The 23,768-nt window shown below is 65.2% G+C and carries 28 protein-coding genes; 13 read left to right on the top strand and 15 right to left on the bottom strand.

Translation table 11 applies throughout. The annotated features are described in order from the left end of the window. Window positions 1–155: 155 nt before the first annotated feature. The 3 genes from AC07PR_RS26895 to AC07PR_RS26905 form a co-directional block, all read right to left on the bottom strand. On the bottom strand, window positions 156–602 hold the full coding sequence (locus tag AC07PR_RS26895; RefSeq protein ID WP_495137108.1) for an SRPBCC family protein: 447 nt from the start codon (window positions 600–602) through the stop codon (window positions 156–158). A gap of 149 nt (window positions 603–751) precedes the next feature. Then, complete coding sequence (locus AC07PR_RS26900) at window positions 752–1,372, bottom strand: RBBP9/YdeN family alpha/beta hydrolase (protein ID WP_377158868.1); 621 nt, start codon at window positions 1,370–1,372, stop codon at window positions 752–754. A 31-nt stretch (window positions 1,373–1,403) separates the two neighbouring features. Further along, a complete protein-coding gene (locus tag AC07PR_RS26905; RefSeq protein WP_377158865.1) occupies window positions 1,404–1,622 on the bottom strand; it encodes a TOBE domain-containing protein in 219 nt (72 codons plus the stop codon). 284 nt (window positions 1,623–1,906) lie between these two features. Here AC07PR_RS26905 and AC07PR_RS26910 point away from each other — a divergent pair, with 284 nt between their 5' ends. Beyond that, window positions 1,907–2,965 carry a S1/P1 nuclease gene (locus AC07PR_RS26910; protein ID WP_495137109.1) on the top strand — a complete coding sequence of 353 codons (1,059 nt, stop codon included), beginning with the start codon at window positions 1,907–1,909 and terminating at the stop codon, window positions 2,963–2,965. Between the two features lie 67 nt (window positions 2,966–3,032). Here AC07PR_RS26910 and AC07PR_RS26915 read toward each other — a convergent pair whose 3' ends face one another. Both AC07PR_RS26915 and AC07PR_RS26920 read right to left on the bottom strand, forming a co-directional pair. After that, window positions 3,033–3,365, bottom strand: a complete 333-nt coding sequence (locus tag AC07PR_RS26915) for a helix-turn-helix domain-containing protein (RefSeq protein ID WP_483108310.1) — start codon at window positions 3,363–3,365, stop codon at window positions 3,033–3,035. Further along, window positions 3,355–3,732, bottom strand: coding sequence for a type II toxin-antitoxin system RelE/ParE family toxin (locus tag AC07PR_RS26920; protein WP_495137110.1), 378 nt, complete (start codon window positions 3,730–3,732; stop codon window positions 3,355–3,357). Before AC07PR_RS26920 ends, AC07PR_RS26915 begins: the two co-directional genes overlap by 11 nt. Window positions 3,733–4,081: 349 nt before the next feature. Between AC07PR_RS26920 and AC07PR_RS26925 the strand changes: the two genes are divergently transcribed. The 8 genes from AC07PR_RS26925 (at window position 4,082) to AC07PR_RS26960 (ending at window position 8,913) form a co-directional block, all read left to right on the top strand. Further along, a complete protein-coding gene (locus AC07PR_RS26925; protein ID WP_495137111.1) occupies window positions 4,082–5,203 on the top strand; it encodes a 6-pyruvoyl trahydropterin synthase family protein in 1,122 nt (373 codons plus the stop codon). Continuing rightward, window positions 5,200–5,847 carry a 7-carboxy-7-deazaguanine synthase gene (gene queE / locus AC07PR_RS26930; protein ID WP_495137112.1) on the top strand — a complete coding sequence of 216 codons (648 nt, stop codon included), beginning with the start codon at window positions 5,200–5,202 and terminating at the stop codon, window positions 5,845–5,847. The genes AC07PR_RS26925 and queE overlap by 4 nt, the downstream gene beginning before the upstream one ends. 383 nt (window positions 5,848–6,230) lie before the next feature. Then, on the top strand, window positions 6,231–6,545 hold the full coding sequence (locus AC07PR_RS26935) for a nucleotide pyrophosphohydrolase (protein WP_377158857.1): 315 nt from the start codon (window positions 6,231–6,233) through the stop codon (window positions 6,543–6,545). After that, the gene (locus tag AC07PR_RS26940) at window positions 6,542–7,204 is read left to right on the top strand and encodes a 3'-5' exonuclease (RefSeq protein WP_377158854.1); all 663 of its coding nucleotides are present in this window, start codon (window positions 6,542–6,544) and stop codon (window positions 7,202–7,204) included. The genes AC07PR_RS26935 and AC07PR_RS26940 overlap by 4 nt, the downstream gene beginning before the upstream one ends. Window positions 7,205–7,356: 152 nt before the next feature. Next, window positions 7,357–7,875, top strand: a complete 519-nt coding sequence (locus AC07PR_RS26945) for a GNAT family N-acetyltransferase (protein ID WP_377158852.1) — start codon at window positions 7,357–7,359, stop codon at window positions 7,873–7,875. 4 nt (window positions 7,876–7,879) lie between these two features. Next, window positions 7,880–8,200 (top strand): AbrB/MazE/SpoVT family DNA-binding domain-containing protein, encoded by a 321-nt coding sequence (locus tag AC07PR_RS26950; protein ID WP_377158849.1) that lies wholly within the window; start codon window positions 7,880–7,882, stop codon window positions 8,198–8,200. Next, on the top strand, window positions 8,197–8,679 hold the full coding sequence (locus tag AC07PR_RS26955) for a PIN domain-containing protein (RefSeq protein WP_483108314.1): 483 nt from the start codon (window positions 8,197–8,199) through the stop codon (window positions 8,677–8,679). The genes AC07PR_RS26950 and AC07PR_RS26955 overlap by 4 nt, the downstream gene beginning before the upstream one ends. A gap of 15 nt (window positions 8,680–8,694) precedes the next feature. Continuing rightward, on the top strand, window positions 8,695–8,913 hold the full coding sequence (locus AC07PR_RS26960; RefSeq protein WP_377158843.1) for a hypothetical protein: 219 nt from the start codon (window positions 8,695–8,697) through the stop codon (window positions 8,911–8,913). 15 nt (window positions 8,914–8,928) lie between these two features. Here the strand turns inward: AC07PR_RS26960 and AC07PR_RS26965 are convergent, their stop codons facing one another. After that, window positions 8,929–10,017 carry a hypothetical protein gene (locus AC07PR_RS26965; RefSeq protein WP_495137113.1) on the bottom strand — a complete coding sequence of 363 codons (1,089 nt, stop codon included), beginning with the start codon at window positions 10,015–10,017 and terminating at the stop codon, window positions 8,929–8,931. Between the two features lie 161 nt (window positions 10,018–10,178). On the opposite strand from AC07PR_RS26965, the gene AC07PR_RS26970 reads away from it, so the two are divergent. After that, a complete protein-coding gene (locus tag AC07PR_RS26970; RefSeq protein ID WP_495137114.1) occupies window positions 10,179–11,159 on the top strand; it encodes a helix-turn-helix transcriptional regulator in 981 nt (326 codons plus the stop codon). Window positions 11,160–11,177: 18 nt separating this feature from the next. Here the strand turns inward: AC07PR_RS26970 and AC07PR_RS26975 are convergent, their stop codons facing one another. Beyond that, complete coding sequence (locus tag AC07PR_RS26975) at window positions 11,178–11,798, bottom strand: cob(I)yrinic acid a,c-diamide adenosyltransferase (protein WP_377158834.1); 621 nt, start codon at window positions 11,796–11,798, stop codon at window positions 11,178–11,180. A gap of 85 nt (window positions 11,799–11,883) precedes the next feature. Beyond that, window positions 11,884–12,192: a hypothetical protein gene (locus tag AC07PR_RS26980; RefSeq protein WP_377158831.1), complete on the bottom strand. Its 309-nt coding sequence runs from the start codon at window positions 12,190–12,192 to the stop codon at window positions 11,884–11,886. 177 nt (window positions 12,193–12,369) lie between these two features. On the opposite strand from AC07PR_RS26980, the gene AC07PR_RS26985 reads away from it, so the two are divergent. Then, window positions 12,370–13,815: an FAD-binding oxidoreductase gene (locus AC07PR_RS26985; protein ID WP_377158829.1), complete on the top strand. Its 1,446-nt coding sequence runs from the start codon at window positions 12,370–12,372 to the stop codon at window positions 13,813–13,815. A gap of 13 nt (window positions 13,816–13,828) precedes the next feature. Here AC07PR_RS26985 and AC07PR_RS26990 read toward each other — a convergent pair whose 3' ends face one another. From AC07PR_RS26990 to AC07PR_RS27010, 5 genes are all read right to left on the bottom strand, one after another. Further along, window positions 13,829–15,337 carry a SpoVR family protein gene (locus AC07PR_RS26990; protein WP_377161664.1) on the bottom strand — a complete coding sequence of 503 codons (1,509 nt, stop codon included), beginning with the start codon at window positions 15,335–15,337 and terminating at the stop codon, window positions 13,829–13,831. Window positions 15,338–15,450: 113 nt separating this feature from the next. Then, window positions 15,451–16,740 (bottom strand): YeaH/YhbH family protein, encoded by a 1,290-nt coding sequence (locus AC07PR_RS26995; RefSeq protein ID WP_377158827.1) that lies wholly within the window; start codon window positions 16,738–16,740, stop codon window positions 15,451–15,453. Between the two features lie 32 nt (window positions 16,741–16,772). Beyond that, window positions 16,773–18,695 carry a PrkA family serine protein kinase gene (locus AC07PR_RS27000; protein WP_377158825.1) on the bottom strand — a complete coding sequence of 641 codons (1,923 nt, stop codon included), beginning with the start codon at window positions 18,693–18,695 and terminating at the stop codon, window positions 16,773–16,775. Window positions 18,696–19,120: 425 nt separating this feature from the next. Next, window positions 19,121–20,029, bottom strand: a complete 909-nt coding sequence (locus tag AC07PR_RS27005; RefSeq protein ID WP_331614092.1) for a ParB/RepB/Spo0J family partition protein — start codon at window positions 20,027–20,029, stop codon at window positions 19,121–19,123. Window positions 20,030–20,100: 71 nt separating this feature from the next. After that, entirely contained in the window at window positions 20,101–20,691 is a 591-nt protein-coding gene (locus AC07PR_RS27010) for an RBBP9/YdeN family alpha/beta hydrolase (RefSeq protein ID WP_377158823.1), read from the bottom strand. Window positions 20,692–20,759: 68 nt separating this feature from the next. Here AC07PR_RS27010 and argC point away from each other — a divergent pair, with 68 nt between their 5' ends. Together argC and AC07PR_RS27020 are read left to right on the top strand one after the other, a co-directional pair. Then, window positions 20,760–21,725 carry an N-acetyl-gamma-glutamyl-phosphate reductase gene (gene argC / locus AC07PR_RS27015; protein WP_495137115.1) on the top strand — a complete coding sequence of 322 codons (966 nt, stop codon included), beginning with the start codon at window positions 20,760–20,762 and terminating at the stop codon, window positions 21,723–21,725. Beyond that, window positions 21,725–22,171 carry a GNAT family N-acetyltransferase gene (locus AC07PR_RS27020; RefSeq protein WP_431100925.1) on the top strand — a complete coding sequence of 149 codons (447 nt, stop codon included), beginning with the start codon at window positions 21,725–21,727 and terminating at the stop codon, window positions 22,169–22,171. The genes argC and AC07PR_RS27020 overlap by 1 nt, the downstream gene beginning before the upstream one ends. Before the next feature lie 4 nt (window positions 22,172–22,175). Here AC07PR_RS27020 and AC07PR_RS27025 read toward each other — a convergent pair whose 3' ends face one another. Next, entirely contained in the window at window positions 22,176–22,961 is a 786-nt protein-coding gene (locus AC07PR_RS27025) for a GNAT family N-acetyltransferase (RefSeq protein ID WP_495137116.1), read from the bottom strand. 3 nt (window positions 22,962–22,964) lie between these two features. Next, on the bottom strand, window positions 22,965–23,738 hold the full coding sequence (locus tag AC07PR_RS27030; RefSeq protein WP_483108322.1) for a ParA family protein: 774 nt from the start codon (window positions 23,736–23,738) through the stop codon (window positions 22,965–22,967). Window positions 23,739–23,768 lie beyond the last annotated feature (30 nt).

Consider the following 23,768-nt stretch of genomic DNA (forward strand, 5'->3'; position numbering starts at 1 on the left):
GCCGGAATGGGGCTTGGGGGTCCAGGAGGGATCCCCCATGCCCCGTGGAGAGCCCGCGCTTGGCCAAGCGGTGTCCAGGGACCTCAAAAAGCGCAAAAACCAGCGCACAAAAACGCTGAGAGCCTGACAACCCCTGCCAGGAATGAACACCGGAATCAGCCGTTCGGAATATCGGGCTCGACGAGTTGGGCAAGCAGCATCAACGACTCCTGCCAGCCCAGATAGCAGGCTTGGGCAGGGATGACATCGGGGATGCCTTCCTGCGTGACGTTCATTTCGGTCCCGCAGAAAACGGCCGTCAGCTCGATGGTCGTCGTCATGTCGCCGGGCAGATTGGGGTCGTCGAAACGGCTCGTGTAGCGGAGCTTCTTCCCGGGCTCGAGCTCGAGGTATTCCCCGCCGAAGCTGTGCGACCCGCCGGCCGAGAGGTTGGTGAACGACATGCGCCAGGTGCCGCCGACCTTCGGATCCATGTGATGCATGGTGCCGGTGAAGCCATGCGGCGGCAGCCATTTGCACATCGCGGCCGCATCGGTGAAGGCGCGATAGACGCGTTCCGGCGGTGCTTTCAGGACGCGGTGCAGACGGATGGTGAAGGGCATCGGTGTCTCCTGGATTCGTTCGCGAATGGAGAATCACCATAGCCTCGGAACGTGTCCGGCGCGAGACCCCGCGCCCCTGACAGGGATTCCACGGAGGAGGGTGTCTTGCGACCGCGGCTCACCGCGGTTCATCGCGGATCAGGCCTTGCTCAGACCGAGAACGACCACTCCAGGATGCCGGCGCGCTCGGGCCGGCGCTCTCGCGCGGCACGGGCCTTGGCGGCCTCGACCCAACGCTTGGCCAGCGGGAACGGACCGAAGCCGGACTCCGTGTTGATGTGTCCGACCAGGCCGATGTTGCTGTAGCTGCTGCCCCAGCGCGTGGCCCAGCGCAACGCGCTCGATGCGCTCATCCAGGGATCGTTCTGGCTGGCGATCAGTGCCGTCGGACGACCCAGTCGCTGGTGCGGCAGGCTCTCCGCCAGGCCGAACTTGTCCGGCTCCGCCGGCGCGACCAGCAGCGCCTCGCGCACCGGCGAGTCCGGATGACGCTGCAGGTGATGCGCCAGCGCCAGGCAGCCGAAGCTGTGCGCCACGACGATCCATTCGCCGGGGCCGGCGTTGTCGATGCGCGCATGGATGCGCTCCGACCAGCGCTCCAGATCCGGATGGCTGAAATCGCGCTGGCGCACCCGGTGCGCGTCGCGGTACTGCTGCTCGAGCCAGCTCTGCCAATGCGCCGGCCCGCTGTCGTGCAGGCCGGGGATGATCAGCAGGCGCGGCTCGGCGCTGCCGTTGTGCTGTGTCGCACGGAGAGGGTAGAGCGCCATGGCGATCTCCTGCTTGACTCGGGCCAGCGGCTCACAGGGTGGCGATCGACACCTCGGTGGACTTCACCAGCGCGACGACTTCCTTGCCGACGGTCAGGTTGAGCTCCTTCACCGAGCGCGTCGTGATCACCGACGTGACGATCAGGCCGCCGGCGGTCTGCACGTCGACTTCCGAAACGACCGGACCTTCGACGATTTCCTTGATGGTGCCGCGGAACTGGTTGCGGACGTTGATTGCGGTGATGGTCATGTGAGGGGCTCCAGAAATGATGGGGATCAGCTTAGGCAGCGGGGCTCATTTGCCGAACGAAGCGCTTGATGGATCAACATGCGCTGGCCGCATAAGAGGCGGGGGAGGGCGGGGGAGGGCGAGAGCAGTAAAGCGGAGGTAAAGCCGGCGTCGCCGCTGCGCGATGCGCCCGGCCGGCGCCGTCACGCGGGAATCTCCGTTGAAGGCTGTCACGGAGCCCCGTGCACAATCCGCCATCCCCTGCCGGCCGCCGCCGGCGCATCGTTCGACATGGGTTTCTTGTCATGACCAAATCGTTTGCGCGCGGCCTGGCCGCGTTGTCGCTGATGGCCGTTTGTTGCGGTCAGGCCTTCGGATTCGGGGCCGTCGGCCACAACACCGTCGGTGAGATCGCCGCCCAGCTGATCAAGGGCCACCGCGCCGAAACCGAGGTCAAGCGCATCCTCGGTCCGGTCTCGCTGCGTGACATCGCCGTGTGGGACGACTGCGTGAAGGGCATCGACACCGGCAACGACTTCAAGTACGCCGTGACCGGTCGCTTCGCCGAGTGCGCGGTGTTCGAGAACCACGCCGAGGAAGAAGCCCGGATGCGCGACTACGTGAAGCGCAACTTCGAGCAGTGCCAGCCCAAGCCGGGCGAGGAGTCCTGCAACAAGCAGTACCACTATGCCAACGTCGCCATCCAGCGTGGCCGCTACATCCCCGGTGCGATCGGCACCAGCGATCATGACCTGGTGCCGGCGCTGAAGGCGGCGATCCTGGTGCTGAAGACTGGCAAACAGACACCGCCGATGGACTTCAACGAACGGGAGGCGCTGGCGCTGGTCGTGCATGCGATTGGCGACATGCATCAGCCACTGCACATGGGTTCGTTGTACCTGGACGCGGACGGCAAGCCGTATGACCCGGACACGCAGGGGGCGGACGCGCAGACGCACACGGTGGGCGCGAACGCCATCACGCTGCCGAAGCCGGACGGCACCCCGGGCGGCAACCTGCACAGCTTCTGGGACGGGCTGCCGGGTCGGCTGAGCGCCGAGCAACTGGCGGCGATGCCCGCACTGGCCAAGGACGTGCCGCCCTCAACGGGCAATCCGGACGACTGGCCCGTGCAGTGGGCAAGCGAGTCGCTGCTGGGGGCGCGCGATGCGTTCGACGGCATGAGCTTCGGCGCCCGCCAGCAGAGCCTGCGAGGCCCCCGCTGGCTGGCCACGCCTCCGGCGGGCTACGACGCTCGCAGCCTCGAGCAGACGCGTCTGAACGTCATCAAGGGCGGCGCCCGCTTGGCGCAGATGCTGGAGAGCATCTGGCCGGACAAGGCTGAGACGACGAACAAGAAGTGATCGCCCAACCCAGATGACCGAAAGCCCCGCAATGCGGGGCTTTTTCATTTGTGGGCCAAGGTGGACCTCAAGCGATCAGCGCTTCGACCCCTTTCGATTCGACAAGTTGCAGGAGACGGAGCGCGGTGCCCGTCGGTTGCTTGTTCGCTTTGGGAGACTCCCACTTCTGGACCGTCGACACGCTGACGTTCAGGAATGCCGCAAAGACTGATTGGCTCATCTTCGCCACACGAGTGCGAATGGCCGCGATCTGTTCGCAGGTGTACGCCGGTGGCGGCACGCAAAGTGACCTGATTTTTGCCATGCTGGACTTCGACATCAGCCCATAGGAATTCAGATCCTCAGCGAACTCGAGCAAGTCGCGCAAGATGCGCGCGTTCTCAGGGTCCTTAGTTGCCATTGCAGATCTCCTTCAAGCGGCCATCAAGGATCGACGCAGCGAGGTCCGCCAAGCTCATGCCTTGCAGCTGAACTGCAATCGCCAGCGCGACGTCAATCGCCTCATCAGAAAAATCAAATCCAGGTTCGTTCTTCTCCCGACCCGCCACGAAGAAGACAGCACCTGCATGTCGCTTGGCGACGAGCGCCCGAAGGCCTCCACGCTTTCCGCGACCTGCCACCGCAATCCGCTTCTTGCACAAGCCATGGCCCAGATCCGCCTCGAAGCGACCGGCCTCGATGTCCCGGGCAGCCAGACACAACAGGCAATCAGGAATCAACTTTTTCGCCCATCGATCGAACGCACGCGTCTTGAAAACCCTCTTCACCTGACCTCCAAACTGTAGCACCAAGTGCCATAGTCTGGCCTTTAGGTTCGACGCTGTCGCTGGCTCAAATCTGCGCTTTTGATCTTGATGGGCAGGCCTGTGCACAACCCTGGGGATGCGCGATGAACAACTGGCGGGTTATCCACAGCCGTTCCGGGCTGCCAGAAGTTGTTGTCTTTCCGTCCCGCAGTTCCCATGGGTTCGGCCCACACCATTGCCCTGCTCGCAAGTCCTTGTTCCGACAAGCAATTCGGGCGTTGTCCACACGAACCCGCGAACACCTACTAATACGACCAAGGAGATATTCAATACAAGAAGATAAGAAAAGCGGGCATGTCACACTCTCGGAATGTCTGCTTTACCTGCCTCTCCCGCTTCACTTTTCACCGCCTCGGCGGGGTTCGAGTCAGCGTGTCAGATCGACGCGCTCCCCCCAGGTCATCGCTCGCGCGGTCTGCATGGGCACAGCTATCTGGCCACGGTCCGCGCCGAACTGCCCGCCGGTTGGGCACCGTTCCCCGGAGGCGAAGTCAGCGCGCTGCGTGACTGCCTCGAACGGTGCATCGCCCCGCTCGACCATGCGCTGCTGAACCAGCACATCACGCAACCGACCGACGAAAACATCGCGCGTTGGATCCGGCACCGTCTCGAGACCGAGTTCGAGGTTCCCGGCATCACGCAGGTCGGGATCCAGAGCACATCGAACTCCGGCGTCGACCTGGACGCCAACGGCCACGCACATGTCTGGCGTCGATACCGCTTCCAGGCCGCCCATCAGTTGCCCAACGTCCCGATGGGCCACAAGTGCGGCCGCATGCACGGTCATGGCTTCGAGTTGATCCTGCATGCCAACCAGGACCTCGGTGAGCGCGACCTGAGCATCGACTACGACCACCTCGACGAGCTGTGGGCACCGTTCCATGCGCAGTTGAACTACCAGTGCCTGAACGAGATCGAAGGCCTGTCCAATCCGACCAGCGAGCTGATCTCGTCCTGGCTGTGGGCACGCCTGAAGCCACAGCTGCCCGAGCTGAGCTGGGTCACCGTCTACGAAACCGGTTCGAGCGGCGCCAACTTCGACGGCGAGCGCTACCGGATCTGGAAGGAGTTCACCCTCGACAGCGCGGTGAAGCTCGATCGCGCGCCGGCGGGGCATCCGCTGGCTGGCATCCACGGCCACACCTTCACCCTGCGCTTGCACCTGAGTGCGCCGCTGGACCAGGTCTACGGCTGGGCCATGGACTTCAGCGATGTGAAGCTGCTGTTCGATCCCATCTTCAAGGCGATGGACCATCACCCGCTGCATGAACTCGCCGGCCTGCCGGATTCCGACACGGCCAGCCTGGCGGCCTGGGTACTGCAGCAGGCCAAGGCGCAGCTGCCGCCCCTGGAGCGCGTCGACCTGTACGAGACCCGTGGCAGCGGAGCGATCGTCAGCCATGGTCCGTTCGAGGAGCTGATTCCGGTATGACCTACGCCGTCAAGGAAATGTTCTACACGCTGCAGGGCGAGGGCGCTCAGGCCGGCCGCGCGGCCGTGTTCTGCCGCTTCGCCGGCTGCAACCTGTGGACCGGTCGCGAGCAGGACCGGGAGAAGGCCGTCTGCACCTTCTGCGATACCGACTTCGTCGGCACGGACGGGCAGGGTGGGGGCAAGTTCGCCGCGGCCGATGCCCTCGCGGAAGCCATCGACGCCAAGTGGCCCAAGGACGAGCACGGCCGCAAGACCGGCACGCCGTATGTCGTCTGTACTGGCGGCGAGCCGCTGCTGCAGCTCGATGGTCCGTTGATCACCGCGTTGAAGGCTCACGGCTTCGAGATCGCCGTCGAGACCAACGGCACCCAGCCTGCACCTGATGGACTGGACTGGATCTGCGTCAGCCCCAAGGCGGATGCGGAAGTCGTGCTCACCCGGGGCAACGAGTTGAAGCTGGTTTATCCACAGCCCTTGGCCTTGCCGGAACGCTTCGCGGATCTGGCCTTCGACCACTTCTTCCTCCAGCCCATGGACTCGATCCTGCAGAAGCAGAACACCAGGGCGGCCATTGCGTATTGCATGGACCATCCGCAATGGAAGTTGTCGATCCAGATGCACAAGGTGGTCGGGATCGATTGAGGCGAACGGGGAAGTTATCCCCGTTTCCGTCGGTGCTAGCGCAAGTCGGACGCCGCTGTATAGCCAACAACGCTGTGGAAAACTTTCTGGCAACTGGCCACTTCTCCACAGGCCGGCACGGGGAGTCACCTGTTGTTGTCGATCCGTGCAACGCCAACGAGGTCCTCCACACACAAGGTTTCAGTCAGCTCAAGTCTTTGGTTCTAAAGGGAATTTCTGACTTGTCCACAAAAAGATCGTCCCTCTACTAAGACGACTAAAGAGATATTTAAAACCTTGATGTTGAAAACAGAGGCGAGAAAATCTTTGCGACGTTGCTGTCGTGTGCCTGCAGCGCACACGGCGCTTGAGCAGGCCGCGTCGGACTTGCACACTGCGAAGCCATGGACATAGCCGACCTGCAACGACGGCTGCGCGACTTCGCCGCAGCTCGCGACTGGGACCCCTACCTCACGCCGAAGAACCTGGCGATGGCGCTGGTCGTGGAGTCAGCCGAGCTCGTCGAGATCTTCCAGTGGAAGACCGCCGAGGAGTCTCGGCAGCTGTCGCCCGAGGAACATCAGCATCTGGGCGAGGAAATCGCCGACGTGTTGATGTACCTGCTGCAGATCGCCGATCGTGCCGGCATCGATGTGCCGGCCGCGGTCGATCGCAAGATCGCGATGAACGCCAAGAAATATCCCGCTCCGACCGCATGAAGCGCACCATCGCCGTCATCGACTTCGAGACCACGGGCAACTCCCCGCAAGGCGGAGGCCGAGCCACCGAGATCGCCGCCGTGCTGCTGCGCGACGGGGAGATCGTCGGCCAGTACCAGAGCCTCATGAACACCGGCGCGTGGATCCCCCCGATGATCGAGCGCCTCACCGGCATCAGCAACGAGATGGTCGAGGACGCACCCGATGCGGCCAAGGTCATGCGTGAGGTCGCGACGTTCACCGAAGGCTGCGGCTTCGTCGCGCACAACTCGAGCTTCGATCGCGGCTTCTGGCTGCATGAGCTTGATCGTGCCGACGCTTCGCCGCGCATTGCGCCCGAGTTCGCCTGTACCGTGAAGCTGGCTCGCCGCCTCTATCCGGATTCTCCGAACTGCAAGTTGGGGACGCTCGCCCGCTTTCATCGCCTGCCAGATAACGGTCGTGCCCACCGCGCGCTTGCAGACGCATTGACCACCGCTCAACTGGTGCAACGGATGCAGCGCGACATCGGCGTCGAACTCGCCGAATTTCTCGGGGAACTGAGCGTCGAACACGAGCTGTTGCTGCGCTTGCAAGCCGTGGCGCGTCCTCACTGGCATAAGGCCGCCACCGGTTTTGCCCGCGACTTCCGGCGTCATCTGCAGGTTTCACTGGTTTGAAGTTCGCCTGTCGTTAGCCTGGTGGCGCGACATGGCTCGATGCGCCCCTGCGGCGATCAAGATCAGCAAAACATTTGCTGTCAAGGTCCCCGTTTGGTCGCATTGACTGGGACAATCCCGCCCTTTCCCCGAAATGCGTTTGTTCTCCAAGTATGTCGAGTATTCAGATTCGCCCGGCCACACTGCGTGATGCCAAGGCCATCGCCCAGATCCAGGTGAGTTCCGCTCAGGACGCGTACAAGGAGTTCTGGCCCGATACCGCCCTGAACGGCTTGTCCGTCGCCCAACGCCAGGCCTACTGGCGCGAAGCCATCAACATGTGCGAACCGCAAGTGCTGGTCGCGCACCTGGACAACGAGGTGATGGGTTTCGTCGGCTTCGACCGCTCCCGCGACAAGGGCACGCCCTCCACGACCGGTGAGATCTGGGCCATGTACGCGATGCCTGCCCATTGGGACAAGGGCGTCGGTCAGGCGCTGGTCGAAGCGGCTCAGGAAGGTCTTCAGGAAGAAGGCTGCACCCGCGTCACGCTGTGGACCTACAAGAACAACGAGCGTGCGATGCGATTCTTCGAGCTCGCCGGCTTCCGCGCCGAGACGGACAGCGTCAAGGCCGTCGACGTCGAAGGCCGCGCGCTGGAACAGCTCCGCCTGCAACGTTCGCTGGTCTGAGCCCGTGCTGGCGAAGCTGACGTCCAAGAACCAGCTGACCCTGCCGAAAAGCGTCACCGACAAGCTCGGTCCCGTGCAGTACTTCGAAGTGCTGTTGCAGGCGGGGCAGGTGGTGCTGACGCCGGTGCGCATCCAGCGCGGCGATGCGGTCCGGGCCAAGCTGGCGGAACTCGAGCTCGATGATGGCGTCATCGCCAAGGCAATGGCGTTCTCGTCGAAGGCAGCGAAGCCTGCCGCCAAGGCCGTGAAGGTCGAGAAGGCCGTGAAAACGCCCGCCACCACGGGCAAGACCGCCGTTCGCAAGACCGCTCGCAGATCCGCATGACGCGTCGATCGAAGAAGACGGCGCCGGAGCTCGCCGTCATCGATCCGGCTTTGATCCTGCGCGCGTTGCTGATGTCGGGGGGTGAAGCGCTCGGCCTGCGCCGTGCGTGGCAGCAAGGTGTGCTGCGGCCACTGGTCAGTCCTGATCTCGCGGCGACGCTGATGCGGGCACTGGCCTATCCGAAGCTTGTGCTGTCCGAGGTGCAACAACAGGAACTGCTCGCGGACTTCCTGCCGTATGCCGAGGTCGTGAAGCCGGCGCGCGGACCAAGGATCGCGGGCATTTCCGAGTCCATGCAATCGCTCGTCGAACTCGCGCTGCAAGGTGGTGCTTCACTGCTGTTGTGCGACGACTCGGTGCTGTCGGCATGGTCTGCGAACAGTCGCAGCCAGGCGGCTCGGCAACTCTGCACGGTCCGTGCGATGTCGGCATGGTTCCAGGTGTTGCCCCCCTCCCATCGCGACATGCTGCTTTGCTAGATTCCGCGGTCGCATATGTCCAGCTTCCACGACCGCATCCCCAGCAACATGTGGCGCGTGGTGTTCTACGAACGCCGCGGCAATCGCGTCCACCTCGACCGCACCGGGCCCTGGCTCCCTCAGAAATCGCACGCCCGGCAATGGGCTGACTGGTTCAAGGAGCAGGGCTACCACGTCGCGCTCCAGGACCAGAACGGCAGCCTTGAAAAGCTGCACGTGGGGCTTCCGGGCTGAAGCTCACGGTGGGGTTCAGGCCGCCGATCGGAATCCCTGACGTTCCAGCGCCCAACCGTCCGTGGGGGCAACGTGGCTCTGGACGCGCACGGTGCTCAGCCGCTTGCTGGCGGCGCGTTGCACCAGCTGTTCCGCCTGTTCCGGGGTCAGTTGTTGCGCGAAGTGCGTCCAGCGCTTCTGCAGCAGCGGATCGCGCCACGCGTCCTCCAGCGCCCAGCGGATGTCCATCGGGTCGGTGAGCGACTGGCAGCGCAGCACGCGGGGGACCAGCGCCAGGACGAACTTCGAAAAGTCGGCGCGTTGCTGCGCGGCCATCAGTGCTTCGAGACGCGTCAGGCGCTGACTCCATCCGGGTGTGGCCAGTTGGCGAGTGACCAGGGCCTGCAAGGCCTGCACCGGGTTGAACATCCGCAGGCGGTTCGGCGGGAGGGCCAGCATCGGCAGCTGTGCGGCCAGTTCATGCGACATCGGTGTCACGAAGCTCGTCAGGATCGCCATGCGTTCCCAGGCGTCGGCGTTCAGCCCGCCGGCCATCGTCATCGGTCCCTGGCGCAGGCTCTGCGCCATCGCCCAGCATTGTTGCCATCCGCGGTCGAGCTTCGCGACATTGGCCGCGTGGCTCATCAAGGCCAGGTTGCCTGCCGCATAGCCAGCGTCGTCGCGCACGCGGTCGATCGAGCGTCGCTGCGGGTGCCCGTCCTCGTCACTGAACCCCAGGCGGCTGACCGGGCAGTGCGTCGTGTCCAACTGCTGCAGGTAGTTGGGCGTGACCAGCAGCGTCTCGAAGCTGCGGCCGCGTTGCCAGGCATGCAGGCGCAGCGAGAGCCACAGCTGCGTATGGCGGTGCGACTTCAGCGTGCGCGCGCCGAAGGTCGACCGGCCCAGTTGCCAGCCTTGCTGCAGCGGCGATTGACGGAACAGCTGCTCGACCGGCGGCGTCAGCCCGTGGTGGGCGTAGTCCCAGCCCAGTTCGAATCCGACGCGCTCATGGCTCGAGGCCCCGGTCTCCTCCTTCGTGTCACCCAGGTCGTCGACCGCGGTCATCGGCAAGGGCAGTTGCTGGATCGCGATGTCGTCGGCGTTGCGGTGGATCGTGGCGACCATGTGGGTTCTCCTTGAGGACTTGGAAACCGGGACCTGGGGCATGACTGCTTCAGGCTTGGGATCAAGTATTCAGGTTGGGTGGCTCATAGAATGAGCCATCCCATCCCCAGTCGACAGAAAGTTGAGGGTCGACTGCCCAGATCTGTCAGGAGAGGACCCGCATGGACCGCACCGAGCGCTTCTACAAGATCGAAATGCTGATCCGCAGTCGCGGCTGCGTGAGCTTCGCAGAGATGCGGGAGCTGCTGGAGGTGTCGCCGGCGACGCTCAAGCGCGATCTGCAGTACCTGCGTGAACGCATGGATGCCCCGATCGAGTACGACGCCACCGAGAACGGCTATCGCTTCGGCCAGCAGTGGCGCGGCCAGCGGCACGAGTTGCCCGGCGTCTGGTTCAGCGAGAAGGAACTGCACGCGCTGCTGACCATGCATCAGATGATGGCCGGGCTCGACGAGAACGGACTGTTGAGCCGGCACCTGCAGCCGATGCTGGACAAGCTGACCGGCATGCTCGGCGGCGACGAGGTCGAGGCGCAGGAAATGACGCGTCGCATCAAGCTGATCTCGACGGCGCGGCGGCGGGTGCCGTCAGAGCATTTCGAGACGGTCGGGAGCGCCGTGGTGAAGCGTCGGCGGCTGAAGCTGCGATACCGCAAGCGCGGACCCGGCGGCGGGTCGGTCAGCGAGCGCGAGGTGTCTCCCCAGCGCCTGGTCCATTACCGGAACACGTGGTACCTCGATGCGTGGTGTCATGCCAGCGACGGGCTGAGACGCTTCGCGCTCGATGCGATGGAGGATGCGGCCGTGCTGGAGGATCAGGCGGCGCGCAGCCTGCCGCTCAAGGAGCTCGAGGGAGAACTCGACCAGGGTTACGGGATCTTCGCCGGCGGCGATCCGCAGTGGGCGACGGTGATCTTCAGCGAGCAGATCGCGGCCTGGGTCTCCAGCGAGGAATGGCATCCGGCACAGCGTAGCGAATGGATGCCCGATGGACGCTGGCGGCTGGAGCTGCCGTTCGTCGATGCGACGGAGCTGCTCATGGACTTGCTGCGGCACGCCGGCCAGGTCGACGTGGTGGCGCCGCCCGCGCTGCGCGAGGCCTACGTGAAGCGCCTCAGGACCGCGGCGGCCGCCGTGGCCTGAGGGAAGCCGTTCAGGCGCTCAGGAGGCGTTCCCGGGGCCTTCCTGGGCTTGTTCCGCGGCCTCTTCGGCCGCGTATCGGGCCAGACGCTCGCTTTTCCAGTAGACGTCATCGCCGCCCTTGCCGTCGAGATTGGCCCGATTCAGCACGCGCGCCAGCACGAACAGCAGGTCCGACAAGCGGTTCAGGTAGTGGCGCGGCGCGGTGTTGATCGTCTCGTGCGCTGCCAGCGTGACCACGGCGCGCTCGGCGCGCCGGGCGATCGTGCGGCAGACATGGGCAATGGCGGCACTGCGGGTGCCGGCGGGAAGGATGAATTCCGCCAGGCGGGGCAGGGCGGCGTTGTGATCGGCCAGTGCCTGGTCGAGATGCAGGACCGCGGCTTCCTTCAGCAGGCTGTAGCCGGGCATGCAAAGCTCCCCACCGAGGTTGAACAGCTCGTGCTGGATCGTGACCAGCAGATCGCGGACGTCGTCGGGCAGGGGCTCGGCCAGCAACACGCCGATCTGGGAATTCAGTTCGTCCACATCGCCCATCGCCTGCACGCGCAGATGGTCCTTGGGGACGCGCGTGCCGTCGCCGAGTCCGGTCGTGCCGTCGTCACCGGTGCGGGTCGCGATCTGGGAGAGTCGATTGGCCATGGCGGGTGCCGCGCGGGCTGCGGAGTGCAAACCCGGCATCTTGCCGCAACTCGTCCGACCCGTGGACCGAGCGCCGTCAGATCCGTCAGTTCCGGCTGCCGCTGCGATGGAATACCGGGCGGTGGTGGGACATGCCGGTCGAATGGCCGTGGATGTCGTGGACCGCGTGGCGCGGAATGCCGACGGGTCTCGGCACGTGATGCGCCTGCGGGCGCGTGCCCGGTTCGGGCGCGTCGGCGGGAACGCCGGGATCGATGTCGCGGGCAGCGGCGTCGTTGGGCAGGTGGCGGAGCTGATCCATCCACCAGACCTTCAGCCAATCCATGCGCAGCGTGGCGACCACCAGCAGCGCCAGCAGCAGGGCCCAGATCGTCCATAACCACAGATGGGACATGGCGGACTCCTCATGTCGCGCGAGCCAGCGCGCGGTCCATCCATGCTGTCACTGTGCGGGTCGCGATGCAAGCGTGACGATGCAAGCGGATGCAGCGACCGCGCTTCCTAGAATCGACCGGACAACACCGGCCGCGGAGTTCCTCCGCATCGGACCGCGTGGAACCAGGAGACAGCGATGAATGCGCCTCGAGAACTCGGTGACCCTCCGACGCCACACGCGTCGGCCCATCAGCCGTCCCATGCGCCGCGGCCAATGCCGGCGGCGATGCTGGACGCGTTGAAGGCGCGGTTCGGTGATCGCTGCAGCACCGCAATGGCGTTGCGCGAGCAGCACGGTCGCGACGAGTCGCCGTTCGACGTGCCACCGCCGGAGGCCGTCGTCTTCGCCGAGAGCAACGAAGAGGTGGCCGCGGTGCTGGCGTTGGCCAACGCGCATCGCGTGCCGGTGATTCCCTACGGCGCCGGGACCTCGCTGGAAGGGCATCTGCTGGCGGTGCAGGGCGGCGTGAGCCTGGATCTGTCGCGGATGAAAGGCATCCTGCGGGTCAATGCCGAGGATCTGACGGTGACCGTCCAGGCCGGCGTGACCCGCAATCAGCTCAATGCCGAGGTCCGTCATCAGGGCCTGTTCTTTCCGATCGACCCGGGCGCGGATGCCTCGATCGGCGGGATGTCGGCGACGCGCGCGAGTGGCACGAACGCGGTGCGCTACGGGACGATGAAGGAGAACGTGCTCGGGCTGACCGTCGCGACGCCAGATGGCCGGCTGATCCGTACCGGTTCCCGGGCCCGCAAGAGCAGCGCGGGGTATGACCTGACGCGCTTGTATGTCGGCAGCGAGGGGACGTTGGGCGCGATCTGCGAGATCACGCTGCGGCTGTATCCGTTGCCGGAAGCGGTGTCGGCCGCGGTGTGCTCCTTCGAATCGATCGACGCCGCCGTCCGGACGACGATCGAGATCATCCAGATGGGCGTGCCGATCGCGCGCTGCGAGCTGCTCGACGCGCATGCCGTCCGGGCGGTCAACCGCCACGACAAGCTGAGCTTGCGCGAGGCGCCGATGCTGCTGATGGAGTTCCACGGCTCCGAGGCCGGTGTCGCGGAGCAGGCCGCGACGGTGCAGGAGATCGCGGCCGAGCACGGCGGCACCGGCTTCGAATGGGCGACGACGCCGGAGGAGCGCACGCGACTCTGGACCGCGCGGCATCACGCCTACCTGTCGGCGCTGCAGACGAAGCCCGGCTGCCGGGCGGTGACGACGGACACCTGCGTGCCGATCTCTCGACTGGCGGAGTCGATCAACGTCTCGGTCGAGGAGGTCGAGGCCAGCGGGCTGCCGTACTTCATCGTCGGCCATGTCGGCGACGGCAACTTCCACATGGGGTACCTGATTGATCCGGCCATTCCCGCGGAGCGCGACACCGCCGAGCGCCTGAGCGCGCAGATGGTGGCTCGGGCCATCGCGTTCGAAGGCACCTGCACCGGCGAGCACGGCATCGGCCTGCACAAGCAGGGCTTCCTGCTGCAGGAGGCGGGGGAGGGCGCGGTCGATCAGATGCGAGCGCTCAAGCGGGCGCTCGATCCGAACGACATCATGAATCCCGGGAAGATCTTCGCCTGACGGGCCCGGAATTTCAGTGCTGAGGTGCCGGCACGCTCCAGCGACGTGACACGTCGCCGCGTGCATTCACGCTCTCGAGCTGGACGCCGAATCCCCAGAGTCGGGCGACGTGCTTCAGCACTTCCTGTGCGCCGTCATGCAGCGGGCGGTCCTGATGCTGCTGGTGGCGCAGCGTCAATGAACGGTCGCCTCGCAGGTTGACGTTCCACACCTGGATGTTGGGCTCGCGCGTGGACAGGTCGTACTGCCGGGACAGCGCCTGCCGCACGTACTGGTAGCCCTGTTCATCGTGGATCGCGGAGATCTCGTACTCCGCCTGGTGCTCGTCGTCGAGGATCGAGAACAGCCGGAAATCGCGCATGATCTTCGGGCTCAGGTACTGCGCGATGAAGCTCTCGTCCTTGAAGTTGCGCATCGCGTGGTCCAGCGTCGGCAGCCAGTCGCTGCCGGCGATCGCGGGGAACCACTCGCGGTCCTCGTCGGTCGGCTTCTCGCAGATGCGCTTGATGTCCGTGTACATCGCGAATCCCAACGCATACGGATTGAGCTGCGCCATCGCCGGCTGCGCCACCACGTTGGTGTGCGACTTCAACCACTCGATCATCATGCCGTCCGACAGGTAGCCGTCGTCGTACATGGTGTTGAGCAGCTTGTGATGCCAGAACGTCGCCCAGCCTTCGTTCATGACCTGCGTCTGACGCTGCGGATAGAAGTACTGCGCGATCTTGCGGACGATGCGCACGATCTCGCGCTGCCACGGCTCGAGCAACGGCGCGTTCTTCTCGATGAAGTACAGCAGGTTCTCCTGCGGCTCGCTGGGGAAGCGGCGCTTCTCCTCTTCCTTGGCCTCGTCCTCCATACGCCGCGGCAGCGTGCGCCACATGTCGTTGACCTGCAGCTGCGCATAGGACTCGCGGTCCTTGCGCATCGCCTGCTCCTGCGCGAGCGAGAGCTTGGCTGGCCGGCGATACCGGTCGACGCCGTGATTCATCAGCGCGTGGCACGAGTCCAGCGTCGACTCCACCGCGTCGAGGCCGTAGCGCTGCTCGCAGTCGGCGACGTAGTTCTTCGCGTAGACCAGGTAGTCGATGATCGACGACGCGTCGGTCCACATCCGGAACAGGTAGTTGTTCTTGAAGAAGCTGTTGTGGCCGTAGCAGGCATGCGCAATCACCAGCGCCTGCATCGCCATCGTGTTTTCCTCCATCAGGTAGGCGATGCAAGGGTCGGAGTTGATGACGATCTCGTAGGCCAGACCCATCTGGCCGCGCTTGTAGTTGCGCTCGGTGGAGATGAACTCCTTGCCGTAGCTCCAGTGCCGGTAGTTCACCGGCATCCCGACCGACGCATACGCATCCATCATCTGCTCGGCGGTGATGACCTCGAGCTGGTTCGGATAGGTGTCCAGCCCATAGCGCTCGGCCGTCTGGCGGATGACGTCGTGGTACTGCTCGACGAGCTCGAAGGTCCAGTCGCTCGGCGACGGGAGCGGATGGTCGGGCCGCTTCTCCAGCGGCCGCATCTGCGTCAATGGCGCGCGGACACGGCGGCCGCCGTATTCGTTGGCACCGACGCCGACACCGACATTGCGGCGATTCTCCAGGCTGCTCATGGTGATGCCCTCCGGCGCCGCGGTCACGCGGTCGCCCCTTCCTTCTTGAACAGGTCGCGGAAGACCGGATAGATCTGCGCCACGTCGACCGCCTTGCGCATGGCGAAGTGATGCACCTCCTGCTCCAGCTTGGCGTACTCCTCCCAGAGGTTCTGCTCGGCCTCCGCCACCTGCACGTAGGCGTAGTAGCGGCAGAGCGGGAGGATCTTGTCGGCCAGCAATTCGCGGCAGCGGCCGCTGTCGTGGTGCCAGTTGTCGCCGTCGCTGGCCTGCGCGCCGTAGATGTTCCAATCGCCGGCCGGATAACGCGCGCGGATGATCTCTTCCATCATCACCAGCGCCGACGACACCACCGTGCCGCCCGTCTCCGTGGCGTGGAAGAAGTTCTGCTCGTCGACTTCCTGCGCCTGGGTGTGGTGGCGGATGAAGACGACCTCGATCTTCTCGTAGTGCCGCGTCAGGAACAGGTAGAGCAGGATGAAGAAGCGCTTGGCCAGGTCCTTGCGGCTTTCGTCCATCGAGCCCGAGACATCCATCAGGCAGAACATCACCGCCCGCGTCGTCGGCTGCGGCACCTTGATGCGGTTGCGGAAGCGCAGGTCGATCGGGTCGAGGAACGGGATGTTGGACAGGCGCTGGCGCAGGAGCACGATGCGCGCCTCGGTCTCCGCGATCAGCGCCTGGATCTCGGGGCGGCGCTGGTCCTCTTCCTGCTGGAGGGTCAGCAGCCGGGTCTCGAGTTCGTGGAGCTCGCGCCGCTTGTCCATGCCCAGCGCGATCCGGCGCCCCAACGCGCCGCGCATCGAGCGCACCACGTGCAGGTTGGTCGGCGTGCCGTCGGTGACGTAGCCGGCCCGCACGGTCTTGTACTCGGGGGTCTCGGCCAGCGTCGTGCGGGCGAGGTTGGGCAGCGCCAGGTCCTCGAAGAAGACCTGCATGAACTCCTCCTTGCTGAGGTGGAAGACGAAGTCGTCCTCGCCCTCGCCGGAGTCGCTCGCCTGAGAGCCGCCGCCCCCGCCCTGGCCGCCCTGCGGCTTGCCGATGCGGTCACCCTTGATGTGCTCCGTGTTGCCGGGCCGCACGACTTCGCGGGTCCCGCCTTCTCCGTGGCTGAAGACGGGCTCGCTCAGGTCGCGTTTGGGGATCTGGACATCCTCGCCGCGCTCCATGTCCCGGATGCCGCGCTTGTCCACCGCGCGCCGCACCGCGTCGCGGATCTGGTCCTTGTAGCGGCGCAGGAAGCGCTCCCGATTCCCGATCGACTTGTTCTTGCCCGACAGCCGTCTATCGATGATTTGTTGAAGGCCTGTCATGAGGGGGACCTTTCCGGTGGCATTCGTTCGACTCAGCTCGACTTCCTCACGCGCAGATACCACTCGCAGAGCAGCCGGACCTGCTTCGGCGTGTAGCCCTTGTCGACCATCCGCTGGACGAAGTTCTCATGCTTCTTCGCCTCGTCGGCGCTGGCCTTGGCGTTGAAGCTGATCACCGGCAGCAGTTCCTCGGTGTTGGAGAACATCTTCTTCTCGATCACCGTGCGCAGCTTCTCGTAGCTGGTCCACAGCGGGTTCTTGCCGGCGTTGTTGGCGCGCGCGCGCAGCACGAAGTTGACGATCTCGTTGCGGAAATCCTTCGGGTTGCTGATGCCCGCGGGCTTCTCGATCTTCTCGAGCTCCGCGTTCAGCGCCGACCGGTCGAAGACCTCGCCGGTGTCGGTGTCGCGGTACTCCTGGTCCTGGATCCAGTAATCGGCGTAGGTCACGTAGCGGTCGAAGATGTTCTGGCCGTACTCGCTGTAGCTTTCCAGATAGGCGGTCTGGATCTCCTTGCCGATGAACTCGGCGTAGCGCGGTGCCAGAACCTCCTTGATGAAGCCGACGAACTTCTGTTCCGACTCCTGCGGGAACTGCTCGCGCTCGATCTGCTGCTCGAGCACGTACATCAGATGGACCGGATTGGCGGCGACCTCGGTCGAGTCGAAGTTGAAGACCTTCGACAGGATCTTGTACGCGAACCGCGTCGAGATGCCGGCCATGCCCTCGTCGACGCCGGCGTAATCGCGGTATTCCTGGATCGACTTGGCCTTCGGGTCGGTGTCCTTCAGGTTGTCGCCGTCATAGATCTGCATCTTGCTGAAGGCGCTGGAGTTCTCCGGGTCCTTCAGCCGGGTCAGCACCGCGAACTGCGCCATCATCTTCAAGGTGCCGGGGGCGCACTTGGCCTCGGCCAGCGAGGAGCCGCGGATCAGCTTCTCGTAGATCTTCACTTCCTCGCTGACGCGCAGGCAGTAGGGCACCTTGACGATGTAGATGCGATCGAGGAAAGCCTCGTTGTTCTTGTTGTTGCGGAAGGTCTTCCACTCGCTCTCGTTGCTGTGCGCCAGCACGATGCCGTCGAAGGGGATCGCGCCGAAGCCTTCGGTGCCCTTGAAGTTCCCTTCCTGCGTCGCGGTCAGCAGCGGGTGCAGCACCTTGATCGGCGCCTTGAACATCTCGACGAACTCCAGCAGGCCCTGGTTGGCCAGGCACAGGCCGCCGGAATAGCTGTAGGCGTCGGGATCGTCCTGCGCGTAGGTCTCGAGCTTGCGGATGTCGACCTTGCCGACCAGCGAGCTGATGTCCTGGTTGTTCTCGTCGCCCGGTTCGGTCTTGGCGACACCGATCTGCTTGAGCACGCTCGGCAGCCGCTTGACGACCTTGAACTTGCGGATGTCGCCGCCGAACTCGTCGAGGCGCTTCACCGCCCACGGGCTCAGGATGCGGTTGAGGTAGCGGCGCGGGATGCCGTACTCGCGTTCCAGCAGCGGGCCGTCCTCGACGACATCGAACAGCCCGAGCGGGCTCTCGTTCACGGGGCTGTCCTTGAGCGCGTAGAACGGCACGTGCTCCATCAGCTGCTTGAGGCGCTCGGCGATCGAGCTCTTGCCGCCGCCGACCGGGCCCAGCAGATACAGGATCTGCTTCTTCTCTTCCAGCCCCTGCGCCGCGTGGCGGAAGTAGCTGACGACCTGCTCGATCGCGTCCTCCATGCCGTAGAACTCGGCGAAGGCGGGATAGATCTTGATGACCTTGTTCTGGAAGATCCGCGACAGGCGCGAGTCATTGCGCGTGTCCAGCATCTGCGGCTCGCCGATCGCCTTGAGCATGCGCTCGGCGGCGGTGGCGTAGGCGAGGGGATTGCGCTTGCACTCGTCGAGGTACTCCTCCAGCGTGAGTTCTTCGACCTTGCTGCGTTCGTAGCGTGCCGCGAAATGGCTGATCACATCCATGCTGACCTCCAGGGTGGTTCATTGGGAGGCGACGCGCGTCCGTGCGACAACGGACCTCGCATCGTCCAGGAAGTTCTGGCGACGTCCATGACTCAAGGCGTCATCAGAGCTTTCCGAGCTCAGCAAGCATTCAGCAAACGGCCAGCCCATGCTGGTCCAAAGTCCGCCGTCCTGTGCAAGGTCCCGATCGACGACCTTGAGCGCGGTACGGCTTTACCGGGTCATGCTACGCCCATCGGAAGCGATGCGCGATAGCAAGACATGACCCCGTTGTACTCCCATGTCCAACGCCTGTGAAGCGCGAAAGTTGACGATCCCCCGACGTGGGGCACCTGTGGGAAGTACGAAGAAGACAGCACGCATCCCGCGTGCCATTCTTGCGGATTGGCCGATCGGCGAGCCTCCGTGCGAGGCCGCGCGCGGCGTCACTCGTCCGCGCCGGCGGGACGCAGTTTTTGCAGCAAGCCGTTCAGTTCATCGAGCGAGCCGAAGCTGATCGCGACCTCACCCTGTTCGCCGCGTTTGGTCTTCTTCTTGACGCGGATTTCCACCTGCGCCGTCAGCAGGTCGGAAAGTTCTTCCTCGAGTCGGAGCACGTCCCGGCTCTTGTTCGCCTTCACCCGCAGCAGCGGCGCCTGCCGGCCGCCACCCTGCTGACGTTGGACCAGCTTCTCGGCCTCCCGCACGCTGAGCTTCTTCGCGGCGATCTCAGTGGCGCTGGTGATCTGGTGGGCGCCGTCCAGCGCCAGCAGCGCGCGTGCGTGGCCCATGTCGATGTCGCCGGCCATCAGCATGTTCTGGACGGGTTCTGCCAGGTTCAGCAGGCGCAGCAGGTTGGAGGCCGCGCTGCGCGAGCGGCCCACCGCCTGCGCCGCCTGGTCGTGGGTCAGTCCGAATTCATCGACCAGCCGCTTCAGGCCTTGGGCCTCTTCCAGGGCGTTGAGGTCTTCGCGCTGGATGTTCTCGATCAGCGCCATCGCGGCGGCGGCCTCATCGGGCACCGGCTTGACCAGCACCGGCACCTCGGCCAGGCCGGCCAGCTTCGCGGCGCGGAAGCGCCGTTCGCCCGCGATGATCTCGTAGCGGACCGCGCCGTTGGGCGCGATCGGACGCACGAGGATCGGTTGCATGATCCCTTGCGCCTTGATGCTTTCGGCCAGCTCGTAGAGTGAGCCTTCATCCATGCGGGTGCGAGGCTGGTATTTGCCGGCCTGCATCTGCGCCAGCGGTAGCACGCCGGGTTCGCCTTCGCGCACCGCCGGTGCGTCGCTCACTTTGGGGCCGAGCAGGGCCTCCAGGCCCATGCCCAGGCCCTTGGGTTTCTTTGTCGCCATGGGGCGCGATTCTCCGTGATTCCGGGGGGAGGGCCGTCGGCCCGATGTCGGATGTCGCCTGATCAGCTGTTTCAGCCGGCCAGACGCTTCAGCATCTCGCGCCCTTGCGGCCACGCGCCGAGGCCGGACGCGGCGTTGAGATGTCCCAGCGGTCCTGCCAGCACGAACTCCGCGCCCCAGTCTGCCGCCATGCCGGCGGAACGTTCCGGTGTGCAGAAGGGATCGTCGTTCGATGCGACGACGATCGCGGGGAAGGGCAGCCGCGGGCGTCGGATCGGCCTCCAGTTGTGCAGCTGCGGAGGCATCTCTTCGCGCTCGGTGTCGGGAGGCGCGACGAGCAGCGCGCCGGCCACCAGCCGCGTGTGGGCCGAATGCTCCGCCCATGCCGCCACCAACTGGCAGCCGAGGCTGTGCGCGACCAGCAGCGCCGGCTGGTCGTGCAGGCGACCGTCCTGCTGCAGCACTTCGTCAAGCCGGGCCATCCAGTCGCCGCGGCGTGGCCACTCCCAGTCGTTCTGCTCGACCCGGCTGTCGCCGTGAAGGCGTTGCCATTCGCTCTGCCAGTGATCGGGGTCGGAGTTCAACCACCCCGGCAGCAGGTAGACGGGCCGCGTGATCGGGGAGAGGTCCGGGTCATTCGGCGGAATGGCGTGTGTTGACATCGGTTGGCCTTATGCTTCGCGCTTTCTTCGGGAGGGTCCCGGAGGCAGCGGATTTTGCAGGAGCGGCGATGAAGTACGCGGTGTATGTCGACGGGCAGGAAGGCACGACCGGCCTGCGCATCAATGAATATCTGGCGCAGCGCGCCGACATCGAGGTGCTGCGCATCGACGCCGACAAGCGCAAGGATGGCGCCGAGCGCGCGCGACTGCTGAATGCCGCCGATGTCGCCTTCCTCTGTTTGCCCGACGCCGCCTCGCGGGAAGCCGCGGCCATGGTCAGCAATCCCAAGACCTGTCTGATCGACGCCAGCACCGCGCACCGTACCGCGCCGGGCTGGGCCTTCGGTCTTCCGGAACTGGCAAAGGGCCAGCGTGCCGCGATCCGCGATTCGAAGCGAATCGCCAACCCGGGCTGCCACGCCAGCGCCTTCATCCTGGCGGTGCGCCCGCTGGTCGATGCCGGCCTGCTGTCGCCCGACGCGCTGGTCACGGCGACGTCGATCACCGGCTACTCGGGAGGCGGCAAATCCATGATCGCGGAGTACGAGGCGGGCGGGAATCCGAAGCTGATCGCGCCGCGGCCTTACGCGCTGGGCCTGGCCCACAAGCATCTGCCGGAAATGATGGCTCACACCGGCTTGAAGACGGCGCCGGTGTTCATGCCCATCGTCTCCAACTTCTACAAGGGCCTGGCGGTGACCGTGCCGCTGCACCTGAGCCAGCTTCGCGCCGGCACGACGCCCCAACAGGTCCGCGACGCCCTGGCCGCCCACTACGAAGGCGAGCGCTTCATCCACGTGAAACCGCTGCGCGATGCGGACACGCTGGCCGTGGGCTTTTTCGATGTGCAGGCCTGCAATGACACGAACAACGTCGACCTGTTCGTGTTCGGCAGCGAGCAGCAGATCCTCGTGATGGCCCGTCTGGACAACCTGGGCAAGGGCGCCAGCGGTGCCGCGGTGCAGAGCATGAATGTGCATCTGGGCGTGGACGAGTCGCTGGGCCTGACCGGTCCGGACGTCAACGACATCTGATGGCATCGACGAAGGGCGCTGGCTGGGAATGGCGCCGGGATGGGGCCGTCACCCAGCGCGACCTCGAGCTGCTTCGCGACGGCGTCATCCGCTACGGACGTCAACAGGCGCAGGGCAGCGATGCGCAAGACATCGCCGTGGCGCTGTATGACGGCGAGGAGTTGATCGCCGGCGCCTCCGGGCGCACCGAGTTCCAGCGCCTCTACGTCAACTACCTGTGGGTCCACGCGGACCGTCGTGGGCAGGGTATCGGCGGCGATTGCCTGCGCCAGCTCGAAGCAATGGCATTGAAACGAGGGTGCGTCGACGCGCTGATCGAGACGCTGCTGGACGAGACCGCCGAGATGTACGAGCACCTGGGCTACGCCTGCATCAGCCATGTGCACGACTTCGTGCCGGGCTTCACCCGCCACACGCTGTTGAAGGTCTGGCAGCCGCGCGACTAGGCGCTCACGCCCAGGCGCGAGGGTCGTCGCTGCGGTAGTGGTAGCGATAGGCCTGCAGGAAGCCCAGGCGGTCGTACAGCCGCTGCGCGGCCGCGTTGTCGGCTCCCACCTGCAGATACGCGCTGAGGGCGCCCTGCCGGCGCGCCTCGGCCAGGAGGGCCGCGCAGAGCCTGAGGCCATGACCACGACCGCGTTGGTCCTCGGGCGTGAAGATGTCGAACAGCCCCGCCATTCCGCCTGCCGGCGCTCCGTCGGGACCCGGATCGATGGCCACTTGGCCACAGGCGAGCAGCACGCCGTCGTGCTCCATCTTGAAGGCCTGATGCGGGATGCTGGCTTGCTCGAGGCGACGCGCATGGCCGTCGATCTCCTCGGCACTGGAACCGCGCAGTGCGCCGATCAGTGCGGCGTACTCGACGGGCGACAGCGACATCAACCCGTTCGCGTCAGCGAAGGCATCCAATGATGGCAGCACCATCACGTCGGCGGGATCAAACCGGATCCACCCCTTGGCGGCGAGTTGATCGTCAAGATCGGCGGGTTGGCTGAATGGGGTGAGCCGAAGGATCAGCGGCAGTCCCGCCTGCTCGAAGCTGGCGCGGCAGCGGCGCAGCAGGTCGTCGAGGGGAAGGGTGCCCCCCGCGAGCGCATTCACGCATCGCGAGCGCTTGGCCTTGCCCGGGGAGAGTCGCAGCAGCCAACCCTCGACCTGTGCTTCACGTGGCGAGGACGCCGCGTTTAAGCCGGCCAGTTCCGCACGGCGGGCGAGGGCGTGCAGCTCGGCCGACATCGTTCAGCGCATCGCGCCGACGCGAGTCACCATTTCCTTGGCGAAATCGATGAAGGCGTGCGCACCCTTGGAGCCTCCGTCGAAAACGACGCCAGGCAGGCCATAGCTGGGGGCTTCGGCCAGGCGGACGTTGCGAGGGATGACGGTGTCGAACACCTTCTCGCCGAAGTGCGCCTTCAGCTGTTCGCTGACCTGCTGCTGCAGCGTGATGCGCGGGTCAAACATGACGCGCAGCAGGCCGATGATCTGCAGGTCCGGATTCAGGTTGGCGTGGATCTGCTTGATCGTGTTGACTAGGTCCGTGAGGCCTTCCAGAGCAAAGTACTCGCACTGCATCGGTACGACGACGCCATGCGCCGAGCACAGTCCGTTCAGCGTCAGCATGGACAGCGAGGGAGGGCAGTCGATCAGGATGAAGTCGTAATCCTGTGCCGAGGCAGCCAATGCCGTCTTCAAGCGTTGCTCGCGGCGGTCGAGTTCTACCAGCTCCACCTCGGCACCAGCCAGCTCACGATTGGCGCCCAGCACGTCATAGCCGGCCTTCTCGCTCCGCTGCCTCGCCTCGGCAATGGTGGCCGACTCCAGCAGGACGTCATAGACGGTCAGCGACAGTGCTCGCTTGTCGATGCCCGAGCCCATCGTCGCGTTACCTTGGGGGTCAAGATCCACCACCAGCACGCGCTGCCCGACCTTGGCAAGTCCGGCAGCCAGATTCACGGTGGTGGTCGTCTTGCCGACGCCGCCTTTTTGGTTCGCAACGCAAAAAATCTTGGCCATGAATGGTCGGTGGGCAGGGCTCTGGAGAGG

The organism is Roseateles sp. GW821-FHT09H11 (assembly GCF_059415845.1).

What these genes read in the sequence shown, in the direction of transcription:
- AC07PR_RS26895 (WP_495137108.1), bottom strand. Translation starts at nt 602, where the DNA reads ATGCCCTTCACCATCCGTCTGCACCGCGTCCTGAAAGCACCGCCGGAA.
- AC07PR_RS26900 (WP_377158868.1), bottom strand. Translation starts at nt 1,372, where the DNA reads ATGGCGCTCTACCCTCTCCGTGCGACACAGCACAACGGCAGCGCCGAG.
- AC07PR_RS26905 (WP_377158865.1), bottom strand. Translation starts at nt 1,622, where the DNA reads ATGACCATCACCGCAATCAACGTCCGCAACCAGTTCCGCGGCACCATC.
- AC07PR_RS26910 (WP_495137109.1), top strand. Translation starts at nt 1,907, where the DNA reads ATGACCAAATCGTTTGCGCGCGGCCTGGCCGCGTTGTCGCTGATGGCC.
- AC07PR_RS26915 (WP_483108310.1), bottom strand. Translation starts at nt 3,365, where the DNA reads ATGGCAACTAAGGACCCTGAGAACGCGCGCATCTTGCGCGACTTGCTC.
- AC07PR_RS26925 (WP_495137111.1), top strand. Translation starts at nt 4,082, where the DNA reads ATGTCTGCTTTACCTGCCTCTCCCGCTTCACTTTTCACCGCCTCGGCG.
- queE (WP_495137112.1), top strand. Translation starts at nt 5,200, where the DNA reads ATGACCTACGCCGTCAAGGAAATGTTCTACACGCTGCAGGGCGAGGGC.
- AC07PR_RS26935 (WP_377158857.1), top strand. Translation starts at nt 6,231, where the DNA reads ATGGACATAGCCGACCTGCAACGACGGCTGCGCGACTTCGCCGCAGCT.
- AC07PR_RS26940 (WP_377158854.1), top strand. Translation starts at nt 6,542, where the DNA reads ATGAAGCGCACCATCGCCGTCATCGACTTCGAGACCACGGGCAACTCC.
- AC07PR_RS26945 (WP_377158852.1), top strand. Translation starts at nt 7,357, where the DNA reads ATGTCGAGTATTCAGATTCGCCCGGCCACACTGCGTGATGCCAAGGCC.
- AC07PR_RS26955 (WP_483108314.1), top strand. Translation starts at nt 8,197, where the DNA reads ATGACGCGTCGATCGAAGAAGACGGCGCCGGAGCTCGCCGTCATCGAT.
- AC07PR_RS26960 (WP_377158843.1), top strand. Translation starts at nt 8,695, where the DNA reads ATGTCCAGCTTCCACGACCGCATCCCCAGCAACATGTGGCGCGTGGTG.
- AC07PR_RS26965 (WP_495137113.1), bottom strand. Translation starts at nt 10,017, where the DNA reads ATGGTCGCCACGATCCACCGCAACGCCGACGACATCGCGATCCAGCAA.
- AC07PR_RS26970 (WP_495137114.1), top strand. Translation starts at nt 10,179, where the DNA reads ATGGACCGCACCGAGCGCTTCTACAAGATCGAAATGCTGATCCGCAGT.
- AC07PR_RS26975 (WP_377158834.1), bottom strand. Translation starts at nt 11,798, where the DNA reads ATGGCCAATCGACTCTCCCAGATCGCGACCCGCACCGGTGACGACGGC.
- AC07PR_RS26980 (WP_377158831.1), bottom strand. Translation starts at nt 12,192, where the DNA reads ATGTCCCATCTGTGGTTATGGACGATCTGGGCCCTGCTGCTGGCGCTG.
- AC07PR_RS26985 (WP_377158829.1), top strand. Translation starts at nt 12,370, where the DNA reads ATGAATGCGCCTCGAGAACTCGGTGACCCTCCGACGCCACACGCGTCG.
- AC07PR_RS26990 (WP_377161664.1), bottom strand. Translation starts at nt 15,337, where the DNA reads ATGCGGCCGCTGGAGAAGCGGCCCGACCATCCGCTCCCGTCGCCGAGC.
- AC07PR_RS26995 (WP_377158827.1), bottom strand. Translation starts at nt 16,740, where the DNA reads ATGACAGGCCTTCAACAAATCATCGATAGACGGCTGTCGGGCAAGAAC.
- AC07PR_RS27000 (WP_377158825.1), bottom strand. Translation starts at nt 18,695, where the DNA reads ATGGATGTGATCAGCCATTTCGCGGCACGCTACGAACGCAGCAAGGTC.
- AC07PR_RS27005 (WP_331614092.1), bottom strand. Translation starts at nt 20,029, where the DNA reads ATGGCGACAAAGAAACCCAAGGGCCTGGGCATGGGCCTGGAGGCCCTG.
- AC07PR_RS27010 (WP_377158823.1), bottom strand. Translation starts at nt 20,691, where the DNA reads ATGTCAACACACGCCATTCCGCCGAATGACCCGGACCTCTCCCCGATC.
- argC (WP_495137115.1), top strand. Translation starts at nt 20,760, where the DNA reads ATGAAGTACGCGGTGTATGTCGACGGGCAGGAAGGCACGACCGGCCTG.
- AC07PR_RS27020 (WP_431100925.1), top strand. Translation starts at nt 21,725, where the DNA reads ATGGCATCGACGAAGGGCGCTGGCTGGGAATGGCGCCGGGATGGGGCC.
- AC07PR_RS27025 (WP_495137116.1), bottom strand. Translation starts at nt 22,961, where the DNA reads ATGTCGGCCGAGCTGCACGCCCTCGCCCGCCGTGCGGAACTGGCCGGC.
- AC07PR_RS27030 (WP_483108322.1), bottom strand. Translation starts at nt 23,738, where the DNA reads ATGGCCAAGATTTTTTGCGTTGCGAACCAAAAAGGCGGCGTCGGCAAG.